Source organism: Winogradskyella algicola, assembly GCF_005869935.1.
GTDB classification, from domain to species: Bacteria; Bacteroidota; Bacteroidia; order Flavobacteriales; family Flavobacteriaceae; genus Winogradskyella; species Winogradskyella algicola.
On record NZ_SZQF01000005.1, the window covers coordinates 84194 to 98331 of the forward strand.

A 14138-nucleotide genomic window follows, 5' to 3' on the forward strand; every position below is an offset into this window, starting at 1 on the left:
ATTAGTTGTTAGGTCTTATTCCAAAAATTAGCAAATATCCAATCATCCAAAATTCACCAATGGTTGCTGGTAGCATAAGATATCTATTGAAGCTGAAATCAATTCCAGCATAGCGAATAAATGTAGAAATGACATAACCTATACCACCTAAAATAATAACTCTTCCTAACCAAATAGGCATCCTTTTAGATTTGATAACTATGTATCCCATAGGAAATAGCCATAACCCGAAAAACAAACCACCAATTCCCCAAGCATTAGAAATTATATGTTGAAGCAGCTCTATTAGTAAAACTTTGTCTTCCAAAGCACTTGTATCAGAATTTGCAATACCTATTGCTGATGCGATTGAAATTGCACTTATCATAATGGCTATAGCATTTACCATTCCCCATATGCCTAAAGTCCAAGCTTCCCATTGATAATTATCTTTAAATAATTTGAAAAACCAGACTGCGGTAAGTGCTTGTGATATGACGATAGCAAACTCTAATAGTAATCTAATTCTTGCAGTAGCTTCTAATTCTACTAAATTTGTTAGCGTTTGTTCAGGATTACCAGACACAAATATTTGAGAATGAAAGACCATAAACCCTAGAATACCAGTAATAGCCATCATTAAATACCATAAGCCAGTTATTCTAGCGGTCTTAATTAAATTTTTATGTTCTGTATTTTGAATCATGGATTATATAATTTAATGTCTATAACCAACTAAATCCTAGTCCAACATTAAAAATTACTGCATCTCTATGCGCATCTCCATCTAAAAAGGCACGACCAAGAACTAATTTGGACTGCACATTAAGAGCAAAGTTGTTCTTTTTGTAAATCTCGTAGCCTGTACTTGCTATTACTGCGCAACCAAAATTCCAGTCGTCGTTTACATCGTCTTTAATATCATAAAGTGCTGGTGCATCTATGGCTAATCCAATTCCTCCATGAATCCACCATCTATCTTTTACCCAATATTGTACTGATGGAATAAAACCTCCAAAGTGCCTGTCGTTATTCTGAAATTCGTAGATATTTCCTGGTAAAACCGCAGTAATGGCGAGTCTATCATTTAGCATATAACCAAATTTTAGATCAGGAAAAACAAATGTTCCTTGGGCTTTGTCAAACGTTTGAATACCTGCGCTATCTTCTAAACTGATAATACCTCCACCCACTACAAATTCAAAGATAAAACCATCTCTTACTGTTGTTGTTTCTGGATTTGTATCTTGTGCATACGTTATACTCGATACTAATGCAAAGACTACACAAATTGTTCTTAATAAAGTTTGTGTTTTGATTGTTTTCATTTTAATTGATGTCATAATTGTTCGTTTTTTGATTGATGAATTATTATTGATTGATGATTTCTATTTTTAATAAAATGATTCTATTATTTTGAATATTCGATGAGTTCCTCTACATAGTGAAAATCACCTTGATTTTGAGTGAGTTTTATGAATGTTTTTACAGAAGGTGCATAAAGCCAAACTTCCGTTTCATCTGCATTATATCCCCTGGAATTGGTGGTTTTACCAACGTATTTAATTGTATAAGCCATAAATGTTCCTGCCTCTACCATTTCTTTTTTGTATGATAGTACTTCGGCATTCTGACTTTGGCTACCAGTAGTTCCGTCTTGACTGGTCCAATTGTTTTCATATTTCCATTTTTTACCTACTTTAAGAGGCCAATCGTACTTAGGTGTTTCGCTAACCTCAGGTTTAACGATATCGCTAAGAGGAATGGTGTCTTTACCGATAGTCATCCCTAGATCTTCTCCAAATTTTACGACTTGCCTAGTGTCTGTTCCATCAGAGCGAACCTCTCCTTCTGTAGTAACACCTTTATATTTCCACACCCATTTTTCACCCAAACTATAATCAGCTAATGTGGGTTGTTGGGTTACACTAGATTTTGTTTTGTCATTGCAGGCACTAAGAAATACCAGTGCAAGTACTATTAAAATTTGATTTTTCATATGATTTGATTTATTGTTTAATTGCTTTTTGTCCGTATAGTGTGAATGATTGTTTGTCATCTTTTGTTGAGAAAGAAATTTGAATTCCGGTGTTTGGATGAATGAAATCAAAATTTTCACCCACAATAGGCACAAGTTTATATTCATCTCCATTAGGGAAATGAAGTGAAATTTGATTGGTTGTATTTGAAAAAGTTATAGAAAGGTCTACTTCACTATTCCATTTATAGTTTCCCACTATCGTTTTTAGTAAAGTCGTTTCAATATTTTCTTTTCTAACTTCAATACGATTAAAATGGTTCCATCCGTATATTTTTGAGGCAGACAATAAAAGTTCGTTACCTAATGCGCCACCATTATCTGAATTTATTAAATATACCAGACCCTTTCCTGTAGTAAGATCTATAGTCATGCCTGTTCGATAACCTGCATTGCCACCATAATGGGTTAAAGCCAAACCATTATTAGATCTATCCACTATAAAACCGTAAATATGTCCATCTCGCTCTTCATTTATTATGGATTTAATTGCAGAAGCAGAGAAAACCGAGTTGTCGCCTTGATAGGCCTTGTAAATTTCAATAAGAAATTTAGCCAAGTCCGTCGATGTACTCCAAAGTCCTGCAGCAGCTTGTTCTGGATGATTTATCCAACCACCATCTAGCACATTTCCATCTACTGTATGCCCTTTTGCTACCTTGCTTGAATCTTTGACTATTAATGGTTGTGTAAATTCTGAGCGATTCATACCAACTGGATCAAGAACCCAAGTCTTCATCAAATTTGAAAATGTATCGTTATGAATGTCTTGCAGTGTTACTTCAGCTAAAGTGTATCCACCACCTGAATATACTAATACATCATTCGGCTTTGAAAGTACTTCAATGGGTAGGGAATTTACACCTGTTTCACCTTTAAGAATCTCTACATCTGTCGGAACGTTAAGATCTCTTGTATATCCTTGATAGCCACCTGCGGTTATACCAGACGTATGAGCAAATATATTTCTAAAGGTTACAGGATTGTCTTCTGTTTGTTTACCTGCTGGAAGTTTGTAGCTCATCAAGTATTTTTCAATATTACTATCTAAATTTATTTTTCCAACAGTATGCATTCTTAAAGCCGCCAAAAACGTTACAGGTTTAGAAAGCGATGCCGCTTGAAAAATTGTAGCATCATTCAGCTTTTGATCTGGAAAGTTTGGGTTAGTGTATGTATGAGACCATTCAATTTTACCATTATTAATTACAGCTAATGATAGTCCAGGAATATTGTAATTAATCATGCTATTTGAAAGTGTACTGAAATTTTCTGGCTCATCTAAAAATTTCACCTTACCAATAATTTCTTGTTCCAGTTGACTTCTTTTCTTATGAGCAGCATCAGAACGCTTTCTGCTGTTATCAATTTCTTGTGCACTGATTTTATGAAGCATTTGTAAAAAGTTGGCTTTATCTACTTTACCAACCGCATAATCCATCACGTTACCTTTAAAGTCAATAAAAATGGTTGTCGGTTTAGCACCAATATTATATTGATTTACGAGTTCTTCATTATTTGGATCATCAATATCAATTTCTACTGGTACAATATTCGAATTGATAGCTTTCATAACTTCATTATCAGCAAAAACTTCACGCTTCATAATTCGACATGGCGAGCACCAATCAGCAGTAAAAAATACCATAATGTTTTTGTCAGTATTGATGGCAAGTTTTTGAGCAGATTCAATATTATTTTCCCAAACAATGTCGTTTGAAGGTGCGTAGAAACAATACCAAGCATACCAAAGTGAAACGGCAAGAAATGTAAGCCAGAAAAAGCTCCAAAATGGATGTGTTTTCTTTTTTGCTGACTTTTCACTTGATCTTATTTTTTTAGTCTTCATTTTTGTAGTTTTAAATTAAAATTTCAACCTAATTTCTTAATACGCATTAAGTTTGAAATGATTTGCTATGCTTTACTAGTAGTAACTTTTACTTTATCTTTTCGCTTTGTATGCGCTTTCCATTTTAAACCAAACAATGGTCTAAGAATAGATATTCTTCTAATTACAAATTCATATAATACGTAACACCCAATGAATGTAATTATGGTTATTAGGATAAAAGCGATTATAGCAGGTAAGTGTAAAGGCAGTATAAACTTTGCTGCTAAATACAATACAACCATGTGTATGATATAAACAGGATATGCCGCTTTGCTTAAATACGACAAAGCTTTACTTGGTTTATTAAGATACTGATAGCAAAATCCAAATATTGAAAATATCCAACTGTTACTTTCAATTGAAATTAAGTATAAAGGTACCTCGTTTAAAGGTCCCTCAGTAGCAACAAACACAAACCTTAATGTGTAGAGAATTGCTGCTAATCCTAAAAATGCCCATTTCCATTGTTTAACAGTATTCCAAAATACTTTACCGGTACTCATAAAAAGGAAACCGAAAAAGAAAGCCAATAATCCAATTGTAAAACCATGCCAGGTTTCAGCGTACATCTCAAAAGGCTTTGGTTGGAGTATTAAAACCTCGGCAACGAAAAACACATTAACAGATAGTAAACCTAGCGGATTACTAAACAGTCGGCTTAAAAAAGATATTTGTTTTGAAAATACACCTTTTTTTATGGCGTAAAAAACAGGAAGCCCAATAAGTACATAAATGAAAATATTTGCTAGAAACCATAAGTGTCCCATGTGAGGATAGTAACTCAAGCCCAGATTATAATAATCTTGAAACACAAACATGTGTAACGGTGTTATTGCTACAAAACCAAATAAAAATGGTAGTAATATTCGTTTTGTGCGTTCTATAAGTAATTCAATATTATTACGTTTTCGCAATGCAAAGTAAACACCCATACCAGACACATAAAAAAGGATAGGTATTCGCCATACATTCAGCATGGTCATTGGCGCCCAGATTTCAGTAGAAATTTCTTCGCTTCTTATAAAACCTATTAGCATAGCCCAAGGTTGAAATACAATAGCAATATGATATATTAATAAAAGTGCAATAGCTATTACTCTTAACCAATCGGTGTCGTAACGTCTTTCAATTTTCATAATATTGGGATTTTAGTTGATTTGTTTATAGTGTTTTACTTTTCGCACCGATGATATCTCAAATGCTAGTATTTAGACAAATAGTTCCAGAAGAAGTTCATTGCCTACATTTATTGTAAAATCATAGCTACAACAGGCCTTGCTTTCTCTAATTCGTCAAGATCTAATGTGAAACCCATAGGTTGTAATTGCATAGACAACATCTCATAAATAGGCTTTATTTCTTCAAATTCGCCTAATACAGTTTCTCTAGGTGTGGCTCCAAAATTGTTTTTTACGGATTTATCTGCCCCAGCATCCAAAAGCATTTTAACCATTTCTATTCTTCCAAAAAAAGCGGCATTGTGTAATGCTGTGCTACCATCATTATTCTTAACAGATAAATTAGCATTTGCATCAATAAGTGCTTTAGCTATTCTAGGTTTATTAAATGTGACTGCCGACATTAAAGGTGTAGATGCCGACATAGCTTCTTTTTGGTTAATATCAGTACCAGCATCAATATGCTGCTTAACGGCTTTCAAATTCCCTGTTACCACAGCACCGTGAATATCTATACTAGGCTTAGCTATCTTCTTATTTGAAGTGGCTGTTGTGTTTTTGGTTTCGTCTTTTTGTGAACATGAAGTGAATGAAATTGCTATTATACATATAATTAAGGCCAAAAATTTTACTTGAACTTTAATTGAATTTTTCATGATTTTAAATTTTTAGAATTATTGTTTTGATTTGATGATACAAAGATGCGACCAACCGTGATGCAGCAGTAAATAGTTATGAATCAAGAGTTGTGAAGTTTAACGCAGTACTATAAATTATGTAGCAAGACTATAAATTATGACGCAAATCATCATAAAATCAAAAAAAGTCAATTCAAAAACTAGCGTTTAAATTTTACTTATCTTCGTTGCAGTTACTTAAAAAGTATGACGACAAACAATACTTCAAATTCATTTTTGTCTCAGGCCAAATCCGTAGTATTAGAGAATATTTCTAATGAGCAGTTTGGTGTATCAGAGTTGGCAGACCTAATGAATATGAGTCGCTCTAGCCTGCTTAGAAAAATAAAAAAGCAAACTAGTTTATCTGCTAGCCAGTTCATCCGAGAAATACGTTTACAGAAAGCAGCAGAGTTACTACTTGAAACTGAACTGACCGCTTCAGAAATTTCGTTTGAAGTTGGCTTTAGCAATCCGTCTTATTTTACAAAATGTTACCGTGAATATTATGGTTATCCGCCTGGTGAAACAAAAACCAGAAAGGAAGAGGATCGGACTATAGAAGAAAAAGATGAAGAAGAAACGAAAGGAACTATCATAAAAAACAAAAACCTTAATCGCTATATCATTGCTATCACTACCCTTTCAATCCTTGCAATTATATACATTTTCAAAGACAAATTCACTGCTTCAGACATTAAGGAAAACAAAGAAAAGTCTGTGGCGTTTTTACCTTTTGAAAACTTGAGTGAAGACAATTCTAATTTATATTTCATAAATGGAGTCATGGAATCTTCACGCAATAATCTTCAAAAAATTAAAGATTTACGGGTAATCAGTAGGACGTCTACAGAAAAATACAGGAACAATCCTAAGACCGTCTCAGAGATTGCCGAAGAATTACAAGTCAATTATTTAATTGAAGGTAGTGGTCAAAAAATAGGAAATGAAGTTCTTTTAAGCATTCAGTTAATAGATGCCAACGCAGATAGCCCTATTTGGGCTGAACAATACAGATACAAACTTGAGAATGTTTTCGAACTTCAAAATACAATTGCAAAAAAGATTGCCTTTGCTATAGAAGCCAATGTAACTCCAAAAGAATTGGAACTTATTAATATAAAGCCCACAGAAAATATAGTTGCTTATGATTTTTATTTAAAAGGTTTAGAAAATCAAAATGAACAAAGTGAAGCAGGATTATATAAAGCCATTTCGAATTTTGAAAAAGCCATAGAAGAGGATCCAAAATATGCTAACGCCTATGCTCAAATTGCCATTTGTTACTTTTATTTAGATGTAAATAAAATTGAAAAAAAATATTTAGATAAGTTAAATGAGTATGCAGACAATGCTTTGCTACATGATTCTACTTCAGAATTACCTCTGATTGCAAAAGCGCTATATTATATAAATGCCAACGATTATAAGTTAGCAATACCTTATTTGGATAAAGCACTGGAATACAATCCTAATGCGTCTTCAGTCGTATTAATTTTATCAGATTTATATGCACGAGTAGTTCCGGATACAAATAAATATCTTACTTATGCCTTAAAAGGAATGAAATTGAATATAGAATCCAATGATTCTGTATCTAAGAGCTATATTTATTTAAACTTGAGCAATGCCTTAGTGCAAAACGGTTTTGCAAAAAAAGCTTCCGAATACATTGAAGAATCTTTGAAATATAATCCTGGTAATCCCTATGCGCCTTATTTAAAAAACTTTATAGATTATGCCAATAACAAGGATTTAAAAACCTTAACAAACAAAATGCTAATAGAGTGGAAAAAAGATACAACACGCACTGATATCACTCAAGAACTGGCTAAAATGTATTATTTCCAAGAAGATTATAGTAATGCATTACGATATTATGAAAAATATATTAATATACTTAATACCAATAAAATTGACCTCTACCCTGCCGAGAATATAAAAATTGCTCATACCTATAATGAAATGGGGTTTCCTAGTAAGGCAGAGCAATATTTGAATAAGTATAAAGACTACTTAGAAAAAGATGAATCTATTTACAAGGGTGCAGCTTTAGCTGTACTTTATTTATATGAAAATATGCCAGATAAGGCTATAGAAGCTTATGACAAGTTCAGCCAAGAAGATGATTTTCAATATTGGGTAATTTTGTTTATCAGAGAAGATCCTTTATTGAAACGAATGCAAAATCACCCAAAATATGAAGAGGTTATTGGTAAAATAGAAATGAAATTTTGGAAACAACATCAAAAACTTAAAGAGGCATTAGAAAAAGAAAAACTAATATAGGTTATTTAAATACAGATATTTATATAATAAAAATCATTTGATTTGTTAGGCTTTTAAGCAGACCAAGTTTACGAGATTCATGGACTTATCGTCATCAACAAAACTCATATTTATACTAATTCTAGTTCGGTTTTGGTAGGTTTTGTACTATTGTTCTCGATACATTTTTAATCTAATTGCAGTTGATTAAAAACACTCAAACCGACAAAAGCGTTCAAATGTTTAATCATTTTTGAGTGTTTTTAGTTTGGCCTGAGCGTTGTCGCACCAATGGCAATTATCTTCTGGTGCTAGTTGTAACGCCTTGGTAAAAGCCATGATGGCATTTTCGCTTTGGTTGTACTTAAGGTAGGCTTCGCCAAGAGAATCCCAAAGGTTACCATCGTTAGGGAATAGCTGTGTGTTTAGTTTTAAAATTTCTAAGCCCCAAGCTACGGTGATTTCTTTATCCATGCGCTTATACCCTATTCTATTTAATACTGCTTTATCGTCGAATTTAGTTCCTAAATTGCTTTCTAAAAATATTGGTAATTGTTGAATGTTTTCGGGTTTGTTTTCGTTGATAAAGTCATAGACCAGCTCGTAAGTGAGTTTGGTGATTCTTTTTGGTATATAGTTTTCATCGGATAGCATTTTGGCTATATACCATGCTACGTTTTCTGAATCTTGATTGAGCCTTGTGTTGGACAAGACAATAATAACCATATCTTCTTCTACAAATCTTAGAATATTGGCAAAATAGATGCCGTTGCTACCATTATGAGTAACGATTTTGGTGCTTCGACTACTTGTGAAAATCGCCCAACCGTAGCCATAATGCGATTGTGTTAATTGGTTTTCGGCGACGTATGGCGTTTCTATACGTTTTAAGCATTCGGCAGTTAAGATTTCATTGTTTTTAAGTGCCTGATGCCATCTGAATAGGTCTTGAGTTGTGGAATGTATATCGCCTTTACCAATGCTAAACCAATGCTTGTTGGTATCTGGTAATTGTTGTTGTGTGGTTCCCCAATCTCTCCATTCGCCATCAGTATAGTTAAAGTAATAACCATGTGCCAGTTGCTCGGTACTAAAGTTGATACTTTTGTAGCCTGTATGGTTCATGTTCAGCGGTTTAAAAAACTCTTCTTCCAAAAAGATACCATAAGCTTGATTGGAGACCTTTTCAATAATCGCAGCCAACAAAATGTAATTGGCATTAGCGTATCTATGTATTTCTCCAGGTATGGTCAATAAGTCGGCCTCAAAGCAAATGTCTAAAAACTCTTGTTTACTCACTTCATCATATCTAAAGCCACCTGTCGCAGGTGATATGCCAGAAGTATGAGTCAAAAGTTGATGGATGCTGATGTCTTTTTTGTCTTCTGGCACGTTGCTGAAGAACTCTGTCAACTTATCTGACACCCTGAGTTTTCCTTGTTCTACCAGTTTCATAATCGCTGCTGCTGTAAATTGTTTGGTCACCGAACCTATATTAAATACCGTTGCTGGGCTGTTTGGGATTTTGTATTCTCTATTTGCCCAACCATAGCCTTTAGATAGGATGATTTTATCATCTTTTGCAACTAATACCGAAGCTGCGTATCCATTGACAGCACCATTTGTTAGATAGGTATCTATTCTATCACTTAGTTTGTTTGAATCTAATATAGCTTGTTGTGCTGCTGCAAGATTTAATCCAAGCAGCAGCAACAAGCTGATTATGATTGATTGGTTTTTCATGATTTTTTTGTTATTGAAATATGGCAACGTTACACCAAATATTGATTACTTTACAGTTTCAACTTTTAGCATTCCATACTCCTGTTTTTGCGGTTTCTTTTACGAAGTCTGAAAAATCCGTTGGTTTTCTGTCCAATACCAATTCGATATCGTTTGTAATTTCAGAATTGTTTGGATTGCCCAAAACTTCAGTAAACAGATACTCTATTAACCATACAAAGTCTGCTGGCACATCATGCTGTTTTAACATGTGTGTGTAAGCTGATATGGCTATTGGTGTAAATGCGATGTCTCTTTGGGTTGCCTGAGCAATTTCTTCAACGGCCTCTTTAAAAGTTAATGTTCTTGGGCCAGTAAGCTGATACATTTTTCCGTTGTGCTTATCGTGCAATAGTGCTTCTACTGCAACATCTGCAATATCGTTAGTATCTACAAAGGGGATTTTAGCTTCGGCTTGTGGTAAGGCTACAAAACCTTCAAGAATAGGATCTATTAAAAAGCTTTCACTAAAATTTTGATTGAACCAGCTAGCTCTAACAATTGTATAATCTAATCCTGAATGTATAACAACCTGCTCACAAAGCTCTGCTTCTCTTTCACCCTTACCTGATAATAGTACAAGCTTCTTTACGTTACACTTTTTGGCTTTTTTGACCAAAGTTTCAATAGCTTCTAATGCTCCGGGTACTGCTAAATCTGGTTGAAAGGTAATATAGACCTTGTCTATGTTTTGCATAGCGTCTTCCCAAGTGTCTGGATTATCCCAACCGAAAGCTGGAGTTGCTGATCTAGATCCTACTCTTACGTTGTGTCCTAAGACGTTTAGTTTGTTTACGATTTTGCGACCTGTTTTACCAGTTCCGCCAATGACTAAGATGTTTTGTTTGTTTTCCATGATTGTTGTGTTTTAATTTTTGTTTTTAATTACTGTTCGTTTTTTGATTGATGATTTATAAATTGCTTTTTTCGATTTGCATAGCGCTAATGATGAGCAGTATAAAAGCAATTATTGCTGTTACTGTTCTAATAGTGTGAAATTGATTCCATTTGGTTTCAAAGGTTGCTCTTAAGGCTTTTAAATCTTCAGCGCTTGCTGTGATCAAATTAGTTTTATCTACCATTTCGTTTAAGGGTACATTTCCAAAAATGGTGATCACCACTACTCCAACCGTATAGATTACTGCGGCTGCGATTAGTAACCCCTTTATGTTTGATGGTGCATTTCTAAAGACATATATATTAATGATGCTTAAGAAGAATGGCCCAAAGAATACTATGAAGAAGGTTGGATTAAGAATCGTTCTGTTTATTTGTTGAAATGCACTCAGGTAACCCAAGTTATCTAATCGTCCTAATCCTGAGGTAATGGAGTTAGACCATGTAAAGCACAAGCCTGCTGATAAACCTGTTAGTATTATAAGTATTATGATTGCTGTATTTTCTATAGAAATATTCATGACTTAAGCTTTTGAGGTTGCATTTTTTGGATAAACACGTATGTACCAATACAGTGTTGCTATAGCTAAAAATTCGAAAGCGATGATCCAAAATTCCAAAGCAGTAAAAAAGCTGTAATGGCTGCCTCCCATTGGTATGATATATACTGGAACTGTAATGAGTGCGTCTAAGGCTGCAGCAGTAAGTAGCATGGTCTGGCCTACCCAATAACCATGGGTTTTATTGTCATTTTTGTAATAGAACTTAGCCCCAAACCATACCAATGGCATTACTACTATAAATAAGACAGTTCCCGGAAGGTGTTTTAATTGTTGTGTAGTTGCTATACTGCCTGCTACTATGTAGCATATTATGGCTATCATCCAAATGATGAACCCTATTACGATAGCTCTCTTTGTTTTCATGTCCTTTTGGTTTTTAAATTCAGGACAAAGCTATCTCTAAGGCAAAGGGTTGACTTGTTTAAAAAGGATTATGATTTGTTCGAAACGGAATTCACTTGATTTGGCTAGGTCTGAAGCCAAACTTTTTTTCGAAAGCATTTGAAAAAGAACTTAAACTATCATAGCCAACGTGCCAAGCGGCTTCCTGTACCGTAGCATCTTGATTTCTAATCATATTATGTGCTATAGTAAGACGTTGGTTTTGGAGGTATTTGAATACTGGTACACCAAATAATTCTTTGAATTCTTTTTTGAGTTTGAAGGTATTGAGTCCAATGCGTTTTGAGATTTCGTTTAAGGATGGAGGATTGTCGAGATTGTTTAATAGAATGTCTCTAGCTTGATTGAGTTTTTCACGCTCTGGTGTTTTTAGTTTTTCGGTTTTTAAATTGGCGAGTTCCCCAAAAAAGTGCGACAATAATGCTGTAATCTGACTACGAAAGAACATCATTTTGGTTTTGCCTTCGTATTGAATATTGAAGAGTCCATCAACGATGGTTTGCATTTGAGGTGTCATGATGAAGCTTGGACCTTCAGCATAATGGTCGGATGGATTGACCAGCTCGTTCAGCATTTCTCCAAACAACTCCCCTTCTTGATTCGGTAGTTTGTCTATAGCACTTGTTGTAGTTGCAATGAGTAAACACTCTAATGGTTTGTCGTTTTCTACCGTATGATCGAAAACTACGTTTTCATCGGCATAAAAAGACAATGCCAAGCCTTTAGTGTAATTGAACTCTTTTTCCTTTTTACCATATTTTACTGTAAGATCAATATTGCCAGAACCGTAGAAAGCTACTGCAATCACTGGTTCATCAAAAGAACAAGCACTAGACTCTGACACTAAATCTTTAGCATTAGTGCCAACTTTAGCTTCCTCCACCAAAATGATGAAGTCATTGATATTGATGATGTCTCTGGTCATGTGGTATTCAAATTTAAAAATAGTATTTTTGATTTGAATTTATCGATATGATTAGTTAGATTATTCTTTGAAAAAAACCAGTATTAATAGACTTTAATATTGGTTTTTTATCTCAATTTATAGCTTTAAGTCATTGTAAACTTGCACTATTACCTCCTATTTGATTAGCACATGCTGACCAATACAATTTTAATTGCTCGCCTTCTGCAAGATACCATATAGCTTCTTGAATTTTATTATTATCTGCTAATAAGTCTGATAATAGTGTTGGTTTATTAACTGTTACAACATTTTTTCTGTTACCTATTATATACCTGCCCCAATCATATAAATCTTCTAAATCATAAAGTTTTAGATTAGGTGCTTCTGTACCGCCTTTGTATAAAATCATTGGAGGTTTAATAGTAGAGTCTCCTCTACCATTATCGTGGTGTAATACAAGTTTATCAATTTCATTTTGTTGTATTAGTGCTTTTGCTACATCTGTTTTTAGTGTATAACCGATAGGCGGTAAAATATAGAGATCTACTTTTTCTGGTAAAACCATATTGTTTACTCCGCCAGCATAATTGCCATGTCCAAGAAGCACAATATCTTTATTTGTTACTTTTACGCTCATAATTTTATTAATTAAATTTTATATCTATTTGCATTGTTAAACATGAATGCAAAGCATACTATAATTAAGGAATAACAACACTGGATTTAAATAGTCATTAAAAATGCAATCAATCCAGTGTATTAAAGACCGAAAATCTATGCTAATTATGATCTCTTCATACCTTTGTGATGCATTAGTAGTTCAGTGTTTTTTAAATCATTTTCTAGCTTTGTTTTTAGTAAATTGATTTTTTTCTGCTCAAAAGTAAGTGCATCTAATTCCTTTTGAGATTTTGCTGCAACTATGGCGTTATCGTAGCTAATATTTGCTTGAGCAATCGCATCTAAATCAGCTTGTATTACTTGTTGATGTGTAATATCTGGATTAGGTTTTACTTGAGCAAAAACATACATATTTGTAACTACCATAATCTCTTTAGACCCCCAAGCATTATCAGCCTTTACACTCATGGAGTTACAAGCATAGTATATCGCATAATTATTATTACCAGATCTAAATTGGTTAAAAACAACTTGCAACTTTTCATTAGAGCTTGAGCTAGTTGCAAAAAGTGCTAAAGTGGATTTTACAACCTGCCCAACATCACCAGCCATTTGAGCTGCTTTGGTTTCGGTTTTTCCAGGATCAAGATAATCTTCAGCAAACTTAATAGCTCCATCAATGATTCCATCTAATATATCGAGACTATAAGTTTCAGAAAATTTTGAGTATGTGTTTGGATTACTTGCTATAATACCATTATCAATAATACCTTTTGTATGTTTATTGATATAAGCTATTGCTTTGTCTTCTGTGTTCTGTAAGCTTTTTTCTGCTTTTGCAATGGCTTCATTAACTGCTTGTATAGCATTATTATTGTCCTTAATTGCCTTCTTTAAATTTGGTCCATGTCCCATTTGATTTTGTTTTAAATGAT

At 33.8% G+C, this 14138-nt stretch carries 14 protein-coding genes; 1 reads left to right on the plus strand and 13 read right to left on the minus strand.

Annotated features, from left to right (window positions below):
* Nucleotide 1: 1 nt before the first annotated feature.
* The 6 genes from FC091_RS09135 to FC091_RS09160 all read right to left on the minus strand — a co-directional run bounded on the left by FC091_RS09135 (nucleotide 2) and on the right by FC091_RS09160 (nucleotide 5742).
* A complete protein-coding gene (locus FC091_RS09135) occupies nucleotides 2–685 on the minus strand; it encodes a DUF4386 domain-containing protein (RefSeq protein WP_138433970.1) in 684 nt (227 codons plus the stop codon).
* A 19-nt stretch (nucleotides 686–704) separates the two neighbouring features.
* On the minus strand, nucleotides 705–1322 hold the full coding sequence (locus FC091_RS09140) for a hypothetical protein (protein WP_246035853.1): 618 nt from the start codon (nucleotides 1320–1322) through the stop codon (nucleotides 705–707).
* 68 nt (nucleotides 1323–1390) lie between these two features.
* Complete coding sequence (locus tag FC091_RS09145; RefSeq protein ID WP_138433971.1) at nucleotides 1391–1978, minus strand: hypothetical protein; 588 nt, start codon at nucleotides 1976–1978, stop codon at nucleotides 1391–1393.
* A 10-nt stretch (nucleotides 1979–1988) separates the two neighbouring features.
* On the minus strand, nucleotides 1989–3866 hold the full coding sequence (locus FC091_RS09150) for a serine hydrolase (protein ID WP_212745831.1): 1878 nt from the start codon (nucleotides 3864–3866) through the stop codon (nucleotides 1989–1991).
* Between the two features lie 65 nt (nucleotides 3867–3931).
* Nucleotides 3932–5044 (minus strand): acyltransferase family protein, encoded by a 1113-nt coding sequence (locus FC091_RS09155; RefSeq protein ID WP_138433972.1) that lies wholly within the window; start codon nucleotides 5042–5044, stop codon nucleotides 3932–3934.
* Nucleotides 5045–5154: 110 nt separating this feature from the next.
* Nucleotides 5155–5742 carry an ankyrin repeat domain-containing protein gene (locus tag FC091_RS09160; RefSeq protein ID WP_138433973.1) on the minus strand — a complete coding sequence of 196 codons (588 nt, stop codon included), beginning with the start codon at nucleotides 5740–5742 and terminating at the stop codon, nucleotides 5155–5157.
* Nucleotides 5743–5970: 228 nt separating this feature from the next.
* Here FC091_RS09160 and FC091_RS09165 point away from each other — a divergent pair, with 228 nt between their 5' ends.
* Nucleotides 5971–8052 (plus strand): helix-turn-helix domain-containing protein, encoded by a 2082-nt coding sequence (locus tag FC091_RS09165; RefSeq protein ID WP_138433974.1) that lies wholly within the window; start codon nucleotides 5971–5973, stop codon nucleotides 8050–8052.
* A gap of 222 nt (nucleotides 8053–8274) precedes the next feature.
* Here FC091_RS09165 and FC091_RS09170 read toward each other — a convergent pair whose 3' ends face one another.
* The 7 genes from FC091_RS09170 to FC091_RS09200 all read right to left on the minus strand — a co-directional run bounded on the left by FC091_RS09170 (nucleotide 8275) and on the right by FC091_RS09200 (nucleotide 14118).
* The gene (locus tag FC091_RS09170; protein ID WP_138433975.1) at nucleotides 8275–9774 is read right to left on the minus strand and encodes a serine hydrolase domain-containing protein; all 1500 of its coding nucleotides are present in this window, start codon (nucleotides 9772–9774) and stop codon (nucleotides 8275–8277) included.
* A 58-nt stretch (nucleotides 9775–9832) separates the two neighbouring features.
* On the minus strand, nucleotides 9833–10669 hold the full coding sequence (locus FC091_RS09175) for an SDR family oxidoreductase (protein WP_138433976.1): 837 nt from the start codon (nucleotides 10667–10669) through the stop codon (nucleotides 9833–9835).
* A 55-nt stretch (nucleotides 10670–10724) separates the two neighbouring features.
* A complete protein-coding gene (locus FC091_RS09180) occupies nucleotides 10725–11231 on the minus strand; it encodes an anthrone oxygenase family protein (protein WP_138433977.1) in 507 nt (168 codons plus the stop codon).
* A gap of 3 nt (nucleotides 11232–11234) precedes the next feature.
* Entirely contained in the window at nucleotides 11235–11636 is a 402-nt protein-coding gene (locus tag FC091_RS09185; protein WP_138433978.1) for a DUF5367 family protein, read from the minus strand.
* Between the two features lie 91 nt (nucleotides 11637–11727).
* Complete coding sequence (locus FC091_RS09190; RefSeq protein WP_138433979.1) at nucleotides 11728–12600, minus strand: helix-turn-helix domain-containing protein; 873 nt, start codon at nucleotides 12598–12600, stop codon at nucleotides 11728–11730.
* A gap of 130 nt (nucleotides 12601–12730) precedes the next feature.
* Nucleotides 12731–13219 (minus strand): putative adhesin, encoded by a 489-nt coding sequence (locus FC091_RS09195; protein WP_138433980.1) that lies wholly within the window; start codon nucleotides 13217–13219, stop codon nucleotides 12731–12733.
* Between the two features lie 146 nt (nucleotides 13220–13365).
* Entirely contained in the window at nucleotides 13366–14118 is a 753-nt protein-coding gene (locus FC091_RS09200; RefSeq protein WP_138433981.1) for a hypothetical protein, read from the minus strand.
* Nucleotides 14119–14138 lie beyond the last annotated feature (20 nt).

Coding starts and splice junctions, on each gene's coding strand:
- FC091_RS09180 (WP_138433977.1), bottom strand. CDS start 11,231: ATGAATATTTCTATAGAAAATACAGCAATCATAATACTTATAATACTA.
- FC091_RS09190 (WP_138433979.1), bottom strand. CDS start 12,600: ATGACCAGAGACATCATCAATATCAATGACTTCATCATTTTGGTGGAG.
- FC091_RS09175 (WP_138433976.1), bottom strand. CDS start 10,669: ATGGAAAACAAACAAAACATCTTAGTCATTGGCGGAACTGGTAAAACA.
- FC091_RS09170 (WP_138433975.1), bottom strand. CDS start 9,774: ATGAAAAACCAATCAATCATAATCAGCTTGTTGCTGCTGCTTGGATTA.
- FC091_RS09140 (WP_246035853.1), bottom strand. CDS start 1,322: ATGACATCAATTAAAATGAAAACAATCAAAACACAAACTTTATTAAGA.
- FC091_RS09200 (WP_138433981.1), bottom strand. CDS start 14,118: ATGGGACATGGACCAAATTTAAAGAAGGCAATTAAGGACAATAATAAT.
- FC091_RS09135 (WP_138433970.1), bottom strand. CDS start 685: ATGATTCAAAATACAGAACATAAAAATTTAATTAAGACCGCTAGAATA.
- FC091_RS09195 (WP_138433980.1), bottom strand. CDS start 13,219: ATGAGCGTAAAAGTAACAAATAAAGATATTGTGCTTCTTGGACATGGC.
- FC091_RS09185 (WP_138433978.1), bottom strand. CDS start 11,636: ATGAAAACAAAGAGAGCTATCGTAATAGGGTTCATCATTTGGATGATA.
- FC091_RS09155 (WP_138433972.1), bottom strand. CDS start 5,044: ATGAAAATTGAAAGACGTTACGACACCGATTGGTTAAGAGTAATAGCT.
- FC091_RS09150 (WP_212745831.1), bottom strand. CDS start 3,866: ATGAAGACTAAAAAAATAAGATCAAGTGAAAAGTCAGCAAAAAAGAAA.
- FC091_RS09145 (WP_138433971.1), bottom strand. CDS start 1,978: ATGAAAAATCAAATTTTAATAGTACTTGCACTGGTATTTCTTAGTGCC.
- FC091_RS09160 (WP_138433973.1), bottom strand. CDS start 5,742: ATGAAAAATTCAATTAAAGTTCAAGTAAAATTTTTGGCCTTAATTATA.
- FC091_RS09165 (WP_138433974.1), top strand. CDS start 5,971: ATGACGACAAACAATACTTCAAATTCATTTTTGTCTCAGGCCAAATCC.